This is a genomic window from Natronomonas sp., from assembly GCF_036625485.1.
Taxonomy (GTDB): domain Archaea; phylum Halobacteriota; class Halobacteria; order Halobacteriales; family Haloarculaceae; genus Natronomonas.
The window spans coordinates 1-12,467 of the sequence record NZ_JAZKTR010000071.1; the positions used below are offsets into that span (position 1 = coordinate 1).

The 12,467-nt window shown below is 66.4% G+C and carries 14 protein-coding genes; 9 read left to right on the forward strand and 5 right to left on the reverse strand.

All coding sequences use genetic code 11. From position 1 onward, the window contains the following. From V5A53_RS08450 to V5A53_RS08480, 7 genes are all read left to right on the forward strand, one after another. Positions 1 to 1,686: aconitate hydratase (locus V5A53_RS08450; RefSeq protein ID WP_332313158.1), on the forward strand; the 1,686-nt coding region annotated here is incomplete at its 5' end. Positions 1,687 to 2,123: 437 nt separating this feature from the next. Beyond that, positions 2,124 to 2,588, forward strand: a complete 465-nt coding sequence (rimI, locus tag V5A53_RS08455) for a ribosomal protein S18-alanine N-acetyltransferase (RefSeq protein WP_332313159.1) — start codon at positions 2,124 to 2,126, stop codon at positions 2,586 to 2,588. 62 nt (positions 2,589 to 2,650) lie between these two features. Then, a complete protein-coding gene (locus V5A53_RS08460) occupies positions 2,651 to 3,130 on the forward strand; it encodes a DUF5810 domain-containing protein (RefSeq protein WP_332313160.1) in 480 nt (159 codons plus the stop codon). A gap of 17 nt (positions 3,131 to 3,147) precedes the next feature. Beyond that, entirely contained in the window at positions 3,148 to 3,570 is a 423-nt protein-coding gene (locus tag V5A53_RS08465) for a DUF5809 family protein (RefSeq protein ID WP_332313161.1), read from the forward strand. Further along, positions 3,558 to 3,998 (forward strand): hypothetical protein, encoded by a 441-nt coding sequence (locus V5A53_RS08470; RefSeq protein ID WP_332313162.1) that lies wholly within the window; start codon positions 3,558 to 3,560, stop codon positions 3,996 to 3,998. Before V5A53_RS08465 ends, V5A53_RS08470 begins: the two co-directional genes overlap by 13 nt. Continuing rightward, positions 3,995 to 4,609: an NUDIX hydrolase gene (locus V5A53_RS08475; protein ID WP_332313163.1), complete on the forward strand. Its 615-nt coding sequence runs from the start codon at positions 3,995 to 3,997 to the stop codon at positions 4,607 to 4,609. Before V5A53_RS08470 ends, V5A53_RS08475 begins: the two co-directional genes overlap by 4 nt. A gap of 53 nt (positions 4,610 to 4,662) precedes the next feature. Beyond that, positions 4,663 to 5,034, forward strand: coding sequence for a rhodanese-like domain-containing protein (locus tag V5A53_RS08480; RefSeq protein WP_332313164.1), 372 nt, complete (start codon positions 4,663 to 4,665; stop codon positions 5,032 to 5,034). A 68-nt stretch (positions 5,035 to 5,102) separates the two neighbouring features. On the opposite strand, the gene yciH is transcribed toward V5A53_RS08480, so the two are convergent. From yciH to V5A53_RS08505, 5 genes are all read right to left on the reverse strand, one after another. Beyond that, entirely contained in the window at positions 5,103 to 5,396 is a 294-nt protein-coding gene (gene yciH, locus V5A53_RS08485; RefSeq protein WP_332313165.1) for a stress response translation initiation inhibitor YciH, read from the reverse strand. Positions 5,397 to 5,431: 35 nt separating this feature from the next. Next, entirely contained in the window at positions 5,432 to 7,633 is a 2,202-nt protein-coding gene (locus V5A53_RS08490; RefSeq protein ID WP_332313166.1) for a transglutaminase TgpA family protein, read from the reverse strand. Then, a complete protein-coding gene (locus V5A53_RS08495) occupies positions 7,630 to 8,625 on the reverse strand; it encodes a DUF58 domain-containing protein (RefSeq protein ID WP_332313167.1) in 996 nt (331 codons plus the stop codon). Before V5A53_RS08495 ends, V5A53_RS08490 begins: the two co-directional genes overlap by 4 nt. Position 8,626: 1 nt before the next feature. Further along, complete coding sequence (locus tag V5A53_RS08500; protein WP_332313168.1) at positions 8,627 to 9,598, reverse strand: AAA family ATPase; 972 nt, start codon at positions 9,596 to 9,598, stop codon at positions 8,627 to 8,629. A 125-nt stretch (positions 9,599 to 9,723) separates the two neighbouring features. Further along, positions 9,724 to 9,945, reverse strand: a complete 222-nt coding sequence (locus V5A53_RS08505; protein ID WP_332313170.1) for a hypothetical protein — start codon at positions 9,943 to 9,945, stop codon at positions 9,724 to 9,726. Positions 9,946 to 10,029: 84 nt separating this feature from the next. Between V5A53_RS08505 and V5A53_RS08510 the strand changes: the two genes are divergently transcribed. Continuing rightward, entirely contained in the window at positions 10,030 to 11,598 is a 1,569-nt protein-coding gene (locus V5A53_RS08510; RefSeq protein WP_332313171.1) for a MoxR family ATPase, read from the forward strand. Then, a partial coding sequence (locus tag V5A53_RS08515) for a hypothetical protein (RefSeq protein WP_332313172.1) occupies positions 11,591 to 12,467 on the forward strand: 877 nt, incomplete at its 3' end. The genes V5A53_RS08510 and V5A53_RS08515, both read left to right, overlap by 8 nt.

Here is a 12,467-nt window from a genome sequence, read left to right on the forward strand (position 1 = left end):
CACAACGTCCACAAGGAGAACTTCGCCGCGCCCGGCAAGACGCTCCTCGGTTCGGACAGCCACACGCCGACGCCCGGTGGCCTCGGCCAGCTCGCCATCGGTTCCGGTGGCCTCGACGTCGCCGTCGCCATGGGTGGCGGCGCCTACTACATCGAGATGCCGGAAGTCGTCAACGTCCGTCTCGAAGGCGAACTGCCCGAATGGGCGACCGCCAAGGACGTCATCCTGCACCTGCTCGACGACCTGTCCGTCAAGGGCGGCGTCGGCAAGATTCTCGAATACACCGGCCCCGGTGTCGAGACGCTGACCGTCCCCGAGCGGACGACCATCACCAACATGGGTACGGAACTGGGTGCCACGTCCTCCATCTTCCCGACCGACGAGAAGACCAAGGACTGGCTCTCCCGGATCGGCCGCGAGGACGAATACGTCGACCTCGGCCCCGACGAGGACGCCGAGTACGACGATCAGATCGTCGTCGACCTCTCGGACCTCGAACCGCTCATCGCCTGCCCGTCGATGCCCGACAAGGTCGTGCCCGTCCGCGAGGTCGCCGGCACGGACGTCGAGCAGGTCATGATCGGCTCCTGTACGAACGGCGCCTACGAGGACATCCTCCCCGGCGCGAAGATGCTCGAAGGCCGCACGACGGACAAGAAGACCGAGATGATCGTCGCGCCCGGTTCGAAACAGGCCTCCGAGATGCTCGCCCGTGAGGGCTGGACCGCCGAGATGATGGCGGCCGGCGTCAACTTCTCCGAGGCGACGTGTGGTGCCTGTATCGGCATCGGTCACGTTCCCGCCTCCGACTCCGTTTCACTGCGGACCTTCAACCGCAACTTCGAGGGCCGCTCCGGCATCGAGGACGACAACGTCTACCTCTGTTCGCCCGAGGTCGCCACCGCGGCAGCCATCAAAGGCGAAATCATCGACCCCCGAGACCTCGCCGACGAACTCGGCGACCTCGAGGCGCCCGAATTCGAGATGGGCGACAAGTACGGCGACGGCATGGCGCAGGACGACCCGGACCTCATCGCGCCCGACGAGGCCGTCGACGACGAGCTCATCAAGGGCCCGAACATCGGCGACGTCCCGCTGAAGGACGAGCTCGACGCCCACCTGGCGGGGCCCACCCTCCTGAAGATGGAGGACAACATCACGACCGACCACATCATCCCCGCCACCCAGGACATCCTGATGTACCGGTCGAACATCCCGAAGCTCTCGGAGTTCACGCTCTCGCGTGTCGACGACTCCTTCGCACAGCGTGCACTCGACAGCGACGGCGGCTTCCTCGTTGCCGGCGAGAACTACGGTCAGGGTTCCTCGCGTGAACACGCGGCCCTCTGTCCGATGTACCTCGGCGTCGAGGGCGTCCTCGCACAGAGCTTCGCCCGCATCCACAAGGCGAACCTCTTCAACTTCGGTCTCCTCCCGCTGGAGATCGACGACGAGGACTACCAGAAGATCGAGCAGGACGACGACATCGAGGTCGTCGACGACGTCGCAGAGGCCGTCCGCACCGGTCAGGAAGAGTTCACCGTCCGCGTCAACGACGAGTGGGAACTCACCGCCACGCTGGACGCCTCCGAGCGCGAACGTCGCATCCTCGCCGACGGTGGGAAGCTCTCCCACGTCAAGAAGCAGCACGACGAGGACAGCGGCGCCGCGCCCGCTGACGACTAACGAACGTCGCTACGGCGATTCGGCGGCTTCGCCGCCTCATCGCCGAGAACCGCTCGCGCCCTGCGGGCGCTCGCGGATGCTAACTTCCGTTTTATTTTAGATCGCGTGTAGCGGTGGTGCTATTCTGACCGTTCGTCGGTACAGCGCCCCGGCTATGGGGTGTCGAAAGGTGATGGGAGAGCGGGGAGCAGGCGGTCAGAAACGCCAGCGCGACCGGGGGGAGATGGTGGGGGAGTATCGCGGTCGCTCTCTGGCGTTTCAAAGCGGGGTGGGGGGGTGGGGATGCACCCAAACGGGTGCATCCGATTCTTTATTTTGGAGGTACATGAACCTTCTGGCCCCACCTCGGTGTGTTAGGCTGTCTGGTTGCGGTTTTCCGGACTTCATCGGTTCGAACTGGCCGGTAACTCTATCAATCCCACTCCGCAATCACTAGTGTGACCACGACCTCGCCACGTGGGGAGGTAGCCGTTCGTGAGGCCACGCGAGCGGACCTGTTATCGGTGTTCCGCATCGAAAAGCGGTCCTTCGACCAGCCGTGGCCCTACGCGGCGTTCGAGCGGTTCCTCGGTGAACCCGGATTTCTGGTCGCCGAACGCGACGACCGGGTCGTCGGCTATGCGGTCGCCGACAGCGTCCCCAATCACGGGGCGCCGCTTGGCCACCTCAAAGACCTCGCGGTCGACCCAGAACACCGCGGCGAGGGCATCGGCCGACTCGTCCTCTCGGAGGCGCTTTCACGACTGTTCGTCGACGGCGTCGCCCGCGTCAAACTCGAAGTCCGGCGAAGCAACCACCCCGCCCGGTCGCTCTACGAGGAGTTCGGCTTCGAACTCCACCACGTCTCGCCGAGCTATTACGACGACGGCGAGGACGCGCTGGTGATGGTTCGACAGGCGTAGGCACCGTTCGGCCTGGGGTCGGCAGACGCAGGCGTTTTGCCGCTGGCGCACCCATGTAGGGTATGGGATACGCCTGCCCCGTCTGTGAGGACCCGCAAGCCGATGCGGGCCATCTCGCCAACCACCTCGCCTTCTCCGCGATGCTCGGCAACGCCGACCACGAGACGTGGCTGGACGAACACGCCCCCGAGTGGGAGGAGATGGGCGAGTCGGAACTCGCCGATATCGTCGCCGAAGACGTCGAGGAGACGGAGTTCCCGCAGGTCTTCGAGGATACGACCGGGAAGCCGGAGTCGGCCGGCGACCGCCTCGAAGAACGCTCGGGCGCGCTGTTCGACGAGGGACAGGGTCATGCCGGCCACGACCACGGCCATGAGCACGACCACGGGAGCGACGATGCCCACGCGGCGGACGGCATCGTCGACACCTCCGGGTCGATGGACGCCGAGACGGAAGCGGTCCTCGAGGAGGCCCGCGAGATGACGCGGGAGATGCTGGCCGACGAGGAACGCGAGGACGAAGCGGAAGACGAAAGCGAGTGACGGGCGAGTCGACCGATATGCGCACCGAGGGGACCCTTTCGCCCAGATCGTGGGACGAAGCCGAACAGCGCTACGAATCGCTGGGGCCGGTCGCCCAGACCGTCGTCCGCGAGGTGGCCAAGGCGATGAAGTTCGGCCGCGAGGAATACGACGAACGCGTGACGAGCGACGTGGTCGAAACAGCCCGACAGGCGCTGTTCGCCGAGCAGCTCACGGTGCGAGTCGGTACGAAGGCGGAGTTCGACGAGTGGCGCGAAGACTTCGATGGCGAGATACGCGTCGCCGGCAGCGACAACGTCGACCGGGTCGCCTGGCACGCGGCGCCTTTCGCCGACCGGGCGGTTGCGGCTACCTTCCAGAACGAACCCGAGGCGGCCGTCGCGACCCTCCGGCGCATGGCGTTCAACCGCATCTATCGCGAGGAGCTATGCGACCGATAGCGCGGAACCTGATTCTGGCCATTCTCGGAATCCTCGCGGTTCTCATCGCACTCGGCGCGGTTCCGAGTCTCATCGAGACGGGCGACCCGTACTACGTCGAGGCGACACCCGTCGATGACTCGGGGGCGGCGATAGTCGCCGACAACTTCTCCGAACAGCGGTTCCCCTATGCCTTCGACGCGTTGGATGCCGCCGCGGCGGGCGAGGACCCGGCTCGCTCGGAGGCCTACTACACGGGACCGGGCGGCGTCGGCGGCTTGAAGGAATCCTTCACCCACACGCCCTTCGAGGAGTTCGACGAGTTCGAGTCCCGCAATGCGGCGGCCGTCCAGCGAGGGGCCGATTCGCCGGTCGGCGACACCGTGTTCGTCGACTACGAGGGCCAACGGTACCGACTGGAGATCGTGCGCCTCACGGAGGAACCATGACCGACCGGAGTCCGACAGATCACGACTGGAACGTTCTCGAATCGGCGACCGAATACGAGACCGGCTGGTACACGGGCGGGTACGACCGTGTGAAGTTGCCGGACGGCCGCGAGAAGCAGTACTACTGGGCGGAGTTGCCGGCGGCGGTCGTCATCGTCGCCGTCGTCGACGACCCGCCGTCGCTCGGGTTGCCGGCGCCGGAATCGCCGGGCGAGGGGTCGCCGCCCGATGACGCCCGCTCGGTCGTGATGGTCGAGCAGTTCCGGCCGACGATCCGGGAACTCTGCTACGAACTGCCGGCGGGCATCGTCGAGGACGGCGAGAGTTACGCCGAGGCGGGTGCCCGCGAACTCGAAGAGGAGGTCGGCATCGTCGCCGATTCCGTCGAGTTGCTGGAGGACTTCTGGTGTTCGACGGGTGTGTTGCGCCACCCTCGCGGCATCGTCTGGGCCGAGGGCTTCGAGCCCGGCGAGCGGAAACTCGACGGCAGCGAGTTCCTCAACGTGCGGACCGTCCCAGTCGAGGACGCCCTCACTGTCGCCCGAAGCGACCCGGCCAACGACGCCACCATCGAGGGGCTGTTGCTGGCGGACGCCGACGGCCTCTTGTAGCGACGTCACACTGTAGCCCTGTCGTTTAAGCGCCTGCTCACCTATCGGCGTGTATGGACGGCGAGATCTCCGCTGAGGAACTACAGGAGTTGCTTGAGGCGAAGGCCGACGTCCGGATCGTCGATATCCGGTCGCCCGCGGCGTTCCGCCGCGGCCACATCCCGACAAGCGAGAACGTCCCGTTCGGCGAACTGACCGCACGCATCGAGGACATCGCTGACGCCGAGCGTGTCGTGACGGTCTGTCCGCACGGGCAGGCGAGCCAGCAGGCCGCACGGCTCATCGGCAGTTACGAGGGCTTTTCCGGCCGCGTCGACTCGCTGGAGCCGGGTATCGAAGGGTGGCCCTACGATCTGGAGACCGACGGCGGGACGGACGAACAAGCCGAGGAGACGGCAGAGGAAGGCCCCGAAGCGCCGTTCTGAACGGCACAGTAGCTGGTCGTTCCGTGCTTACTGCGAAAAACGGAGACTCGACGTACGGTCAGAGGGTGCTAGGCGACATTGAACCCCTTCTCGCGGAGGAACTCCTCGATGCGCCCGAGGTGGTTGCCTTGGAGTTCGATGACACCGTCCTCGACGGTGCCGCCGCAGGCGAACTTCGATTTCAGGTCCGACGATAGCGAGTCGACATCGACGTCGCGGGGGTCGAATCCTTCGATGACCGTTACCTCTTTACCGTATCGGCGCTCGTCGATGCGGATATTGATCTCCTGGGACTCTTTGGCTACGTCCTCGCAGACGCAGAGTTCCTCGGGGAGACCGCACGTCGAGCAGACTTCCGACATTACAGCCCGAACATACAGGACGGCCGTATTAAACACTATCGGGACTTCGTATCACGCTTTTCCAACCGATGGGGGAGTCGTGACCGCTCGTCGAGCAGCTCGGCCAGCAGTCGCGTCGCCTCCGTGGCGCCTGCCTCGTCGATCCCGGGGCCGTATTTCGCCCGTTCGTAGAGGTCTCCGACCCGTTTGGCGCGCTCGTCGGCGTCGGCAAGGAACTCCCGTGGGGTCTCGCCCGGCGCCTTCTCGCGGCCAGCCAGCTCTCGGAGGTAGACGACGCGGTGGTAGGCGCCAGCCACCACGTCCTCGGGGTCGCCGTCGGGTCGCCGCCGGAGCCACACCGCACGGTAGAGCTGCTGGTTCAGTCCCGTCCGCCGGCCGGCGGCGAGCAGGCCGGCGAGTACCAGCAGACCGACGCCGAGTTGCTCGGGCGTCGGCAGCGGAATCGTGGGAATCGAAAGCCCGCCGTCGCCGCCGGTCTCGTCGGGGCCGCTTGGGGGTGTCGTCTCGCTCCCGTTGAGGCCGTCGCCGCCGGGCGTTCCGTCGGGTGTGCTCGGTGTCGTGGGGGCGATGGTCGATTCGCGGCTCTCGGTGGTGTCGACGTCACCGGTCCCCTGGGTGCGTGCGTCATCGAGCGTGTCGAGTTCGGCGCTCTCCCGGGGACTCGACGGGGTGGGGTCGAAGGTGATCCAGCCGTGTTCGGGGAAGTAGACCTCGACCCACGCGTGGGAGTTGTAGCCCCGGACGACCCACTCGTCGTCGGCGACCTGCTGGCCGGTCGTGTAGCCGACGACGAACCGCGCGGGGATGTCCTGCGTGCGGAGCATCGTCACCATCGTCGTCGCGTAGTAGGTACAGTAGCCGGCGTCCATCTCGAAGAGGAACGAGTCGGCGATGTTGCCGCGCGGCCGCTCGACGTCCAGCGAGTACTCGCGGTTGTTCTCCAGCCACTGTTCGATGACGCGGGCGGTATCGTAGGGGTTGTCGGCGTTGGCGGTCAGTCGGTCGGTACGTTCGGCCACGCGGGCGGGCGTGCTGTCGGGCAGTTCCGTATAGCGGGTTTCGATGCCCTCGGGGTAGTCGGTCCCGGCGGCCTGTAGCTGTCGGCTGTTGGCGGTCGGCACCTCGCTGGTGGCCCTGTAGGATTCGCCGCCCTGCAGCGGGCTGGCGGGCTGGAAGCCACCGGCGTCGGTCACCTGCACGGGGACGGGCACGCTGCCGACGCTGACGGGCTTGTTGGCCGCCGGAAGCGTGGCGATCTCCGTCTCGGCGGTGTACTTCTGTTCGAGGGTTCTGCTGTCGCCCGGCGGGCTCTGAAGGGGCCCCTGATACGAGCGGAGGCCGCCGCTTCTGACCCAGCCGCCGCCGGTGTAGCGGTCGTAGGTGCCGGCCCGCCAGTAGGACTCGCGGTCGGCCTCGACGGTGTATCGGACCTCCGGGGAGAGTTCGACGGGGCCGGTCACCGAGACCTGGTCGCCCGCGTAGACGAGGCTGGATTCCATCGTCGTCTCCTCGGTGCCGATGCCCTCCGTCGAGATGAGCGAGTCGGCGGCGCCGGGGACGACGCCGACGAAGAGGGTCAACACGACCATCGTCGCCAACAGGACGACGAGTGCGTCGGCGTTGCGCAGGGGCTCGTTTCGACGGTCGCAGTCGCCGAAGGCGACGGCGGTGGTGACGCCGACGACGCCGATGAGGGTCGCCGTGGTCGTCGCGTCGCCGGTCAGCACCATCACGCCGAGGGCGCCGCCGGCGACCGCCGAGGCCGCGGTATAGTGTCGGCGCAAGCCGAGATACCACGCCAGAAAAACCGGGCCGGGAGCGGCCGTCAGCGCCCAGATGTCGGCGTTGACGATGCGGAGTACGGAGAGGCCGGCCAGTAGTTCCCACGCGTCGGTGAGCATCGGCGCCGCCACCGCGAGGAACTGCACTCCGCCCGGCAGCGACTGGACGTAGAGGTAGGTCCCGCCGACGACCGCCGCGGCGCCGAGACCGAGGGCGGTCCGCGGCCGGATGACGCGCGCGAGAACGGTCCCCGCGAGTCCGGCGCCCGCGAGGACGTAGTAGAGCTGTCCCGGATCGCCGGTGACGACGAGGATCTCGTGGAGGACCGACAGGAACGCCCACAGCGCGACGACGACGCCACCAAGTGCGACGAGCTGGGGAACGGAGACCCGGTCGGTCACCGCCGGCAGGGCATCGTCGACAGCCTCTCGGACCGCCGTCGACGCGGTGCTCACGCGACCACCTCCCGGCCGCGGGTTTCGCCACCGGCCTCGAAGGCCACGTCGCGGTCGTCGAGGGTGACCGTCGCGGTCCCGTTCTCGGCGACGACGTGGACCTCGGGTTGGCCGTCGGTTTCGACGCGGCCGCCATCGGTGCGGGCCAGCAGTTCGAGCAGTCCCTCGACGCTCCCGGGCGGGGCGATGCAGTCGCCGTCGGGGACGCGAACGGCGACGGTGACGCCGAAATCGTGGAGATGGGCCGCGACGCTGGCGACCGTCGCGGCCATCGCGTCGGCGCTTTCGCGGTCGGTGGCGGCCTCACCGACGACGGTCACCTCGTCGGTCGCGCCACGGGACCCGTATTCGGCGACGAGGAAGTCGTCGTCGGGGCGCTTCGCGCTCGCGCGCCAGTGGATATCCCGCATCGAGTCGTCGGGGACGTACTCCCGGAGGCGGTCGAACGACGACCGGTCGTCGTCGACGAACGTGCCGACCAGTCGAACGAGGTCGGTATCCAGGTCGTAGATGTCGGGATACACCAGGGCGGTCGCAGGGTCGCTTTCGGCGCTCGTGACGGTCCGCCGGAACAGCCCCAGCGAATCCGTCTGGATGCAGTCGGCCGGCCCGAGGGTGTACTCGCCGCGGCGTCGATAGCCGATGTCGTAGGTAAAGCGGCCGCCGTGGCCGACCGTCGCCGTCAGCGACTCGGCGTGGATGCCCGGGTCGGCGTTCTCGTGGACCGTACACGGCACGCCGCTGTCGACGGTGGCGGTCACGCGGCGGCGCTCGCCGGCGAAGCCGGGTTCGGGAACCGACCGCTCGACGGTCGGCGGGTCGGCGCGATACAACTGGACGGCGCTGGCCGCGAGCGCGACGAGGGCGGGCACGACGACGGCGTTCAGCGAGCGAGCGCCGCCGGTCGCTCCGAGGAGGAAGGCGCCGACCGTAACCGCGACGACCGCGAGGCCGCGTCGGGTCGGCCGAACGGCGGGGACCGAAGGCGCCATCTTACTCCTCGACGGGAACCGTCTCCAGTGCCTCCGCGACGACCGTCTCGGGGTCGGCCGCGCCGGGTTCGGTGCGCATCCGGTGGGGAAACACCACCGGCGCGGCGGCCTGTACGTCGTCGGGGACGACGTACCCTCGCGAATCGAGGACGGCCCGCCCCTGTGCGGCCCGAACGAGGGCGATAGAGCCCCGCGGGCTTGCGCCGAGTCGGGCGTGCTCGCGCGTGTAGGCCGCAAGCCGGGTGACGTACGCCCGCAGCGGCTCGCGGACCTCGATGCCGCCCGTAATCCCGCGGGCGGTCCGCAGCGCGTCGACGTCGGTGACGGCGGTGATGTCGTCGATGGCGTGGCTGCCGACCGCGCGGTCGATGACCTCCGCCTCCTCGCGTTCGTCGGGATAGCCGAGCCGGAGCTTCAGCATGAATCGGTCGAGTTCGGCGGCGGGCAACTCGTAGGTGCGCTCCCGCTCGACGGCGTTCTGGGTGGCGATGACGACGAAGGGGTCCGGCATCGGATGGGTCGTCCCGTCGACGGTCGCCTGCTCTTCTTCCATCGCCTCCAGCAGGGCGGCCTGTGTCTTCGGCGGTGCGCGATTGATCTCGTCGGCCAGCACGACGTTGGCGAAGACGGGACCGGGGCGGAAATCGAACTCGTTTTCCTTCCGGTTGTAGACGTTCGCGCCGGTGATGTCGGTCGGCAGCAGATCGGGCGTGAACTGCACGCGCTTGAACGAGCAGTCGAAGGAGGCCGCCACCGCCCGCGCGAGCATCGTCTTGCCGACGCCGGGGACGTCCTCGAGGAGGACGTGGCCGCCGCCGAGCAGGGCGGTGACGAGGTGCTCGATGGCCTCGTCGTTGCCGACGATGACGTCCTGTACGTTCTCGATGACGCGACGGGCGGTCCGGCCGGCCGTCTCGACGTCCGACGAATCGAGTCCCGGGGCGGGCGCCTGCGTGTCTGTCGTGTCGGTCATGGAGGGCTTATCGGAAGCGAGGCGGAGTTTCGCATACGTTTTGTGGTCGGTACGATGCTGACATTACATACCGAAAGGCGTGCAACGACGTAAGGACTTGGGGCTGTGGGATATATAGGCACACATCAGTAGAGCGTGCTCCCGAGCCGTTCGGCCCGTCGGTAGGCTTCGTCCTCGCTGTCGACCGATCCGTGATCGATTCGACCGACCGAGAACTCGCGGCCACAGCCATCCGACGGCGGACAGACGTACTGAACCTTCCAGCCGCTTCCCTCCCGCTTCAGGCCGTACCGAAGCCTCGACGCACATCGGGGGCAGCGAGCATCGGGATGTTGGCGTGCCAGCATCGCCGCGAGTTGGTCGCGGCTTGATTGATAAACGGCCGCCGTGGCGCACCTAGATTTATTTCGGCGAGAGGACACAGACGAACGATGGCATACGACGGGCCGAAGGTCTTTCTCGCTCCTTACGGCAACGACGCGGCGCAGGAGAACTTCCAGCGTACCGTTCTCGATGGCATCGATGAGGACGTCGTTGCCGATCACTCCGATACCCATCCCGACGCCGACCCGATCAGGGTGTGGGGAACCAAGGACAGCGTCTCGGGTAGCTGGAAGAAAATCGAGGAGGGTGACTTTCTGCTCTTCTATCGGGACGGGAGCTACGAGTACGGCGCACGAGTCCTCGGAACCGAACGGAACGAGTCGCTCGGACGCGAACTCTGGCCGAACCACGAGGAAGGGGCGCCGTGGGTCTGTATCATCTATCTCGAACCCCCGATCGAGACGAACATCGACTCCGAGGAGGTTCACGACCTCGCCGGTCACGACATCTCCTACGTGATGGGCTTCTCCAGGCTAAACGAGCTGGGTCTCGGTGGCATTCGGGGGCGATACGGCTCCGTCGAGAACTTCGTTCATGGCGAGGCCCCGCAAGAACCGCCTACACTCGACGATTTCGAAGACTCCGAGGAGCAACCGCCTGACCTGACTCGGGTTCCCGAGGTCGACGTACCGGAATCCGTACTCGATGGGCTCTATTTCCCCGACGAGCAGGGGCGTGAACTCCTCGAACAGGTCAATTCGGCGCTGAACGCCGGGAAACACATCGTCTTCACGGGACCGCCGGGAACCGGAAAGACGGAGATCGCCCGTCTCCTCTGCGAGCATCTGACCGACGTGAACCCCGATACGTACACCGGCTATCGGATCACGACGGCGACGGCCGACTGGTCGACCTTCGAGACGGTCGGCGGCTACATGCCCGAGGAATCCGACGGCGAGAACCTCTCGTTCGAACCGGGGCAGGTCCTTCGGCGGTTCAAGCATCGCGGCACCCAGCGGAACGAACTGCTCGTCATCGACGAGATAAACCGGGCCGACATCGACAAGTCCTTCGGCCAGCTGTTCACGCTCCTTTCCGGGCAGGCCGTTCAACTCCCGTACAAGCGCGACGGCGAAGAAATCGAGATCCTCCCGGCCTCGAAGTTCGACGGAACTCTGCAGGACCACCAGTACGTCGTTCCGTCGTCGTGGCGAATGTTGGCGACGATGAACAGCTACGACAAGACCTCCCTCTACGAGTTGTCCTACGCGTTCATGCGCCGCTTCGCGTTCATCCACGTGGCGGCACCGGATATCCCGGAGGACGAAGACGAGCAGGCGGAACTGGTTCGGGCCTATGCCGACGCGTGGAATCTCGACCCCGAAGAGGAGACGCTCCGGGAGGTCGGCGGTCTCTGGTTCGCGGTCAACGCGTTCGACGACGGGCGGAAGATCGGCCCAGCCATCGTCGAAGACATCCTCAAGCACGTGACCGCTCACGACGTGGACCGGCGGACCGCGCTCACCCAGGCCGTCTCGAACTACATCTTCCCGCAGTTGGAAGGGGTGCCGAATCGCGGTCGTATCGTCTCACGAATCGCGGCATCGGACGCCGTCGACAGGCGGCGACTCGACAGGCTCGCGGGAGACGTCCTCGGCGTTCGGGTCGATGAATAGGGACGAACTCGTCGCCGGACTCTCGGAGGACATCCTGACCTACGTGATGCACGGGACGTTCCCCGAACAGCACATCGCAAGCGAACTGAAACCAACGGGACTGGACGAACGGTTCGACGACTACGAAGCGCTGGTCCGCCTCCATTTCATCCTCAAGCCGGAGGTCGTCGATTTCGTCGAGTCGCTCCCACAGCGGCTCCGGAGCGTCAAAACGCAGACCGAAAGCGTCCGCGAGACCTCACGCGGTCACGTCAGCGGTCGGATTAGCTGGTCGGCGACGGTCCGAAAACGATACTCGACGAACCCGAAGGACCGGTCGCTGTTCGTCTGTGACAACCGCTCGGAGAACTACGATATCGCCGAGAACATCGTTCTCAAGCGCCTGCTCGCAGTCATCTACCGAACGCTGGAGAACTGCGAGCGGTATCTCCGGGCCGACTACGAATGGGTCACTGACCGCTGGAAGGAGAACCTCGAACTCGTCGAGACGATGCAACGCATCTTCGAGCGGAACGTCCACGTCAAGCGGATCCGGGGCCCCGAGAGCTACGAACCGACCGAACGGATGCTCGAACGCGCGGAGGAATCTCGGAGTCTCGTCTACACCGAGGCCGCCGCCCTTCTCCGGTCGTATCACGAGGCGCTCGATGCGGACCCGGATGCGATGGCTGAGTTACTCGACCGGACCGCCATTACGCCGGACGACGACGAGACGCTGCTGGAGTTGTACGTCCTCTTTCGGTACATTGCGGCCATCGAATCGCTCCAGCAGGAGTCGTTCACACTGTCGACCATCGCCACGGATTCGCAGGAAGTCGCCCGGATGGTCGACGGTGATACCGAAATCGTACTGTACCACGACAACTCCG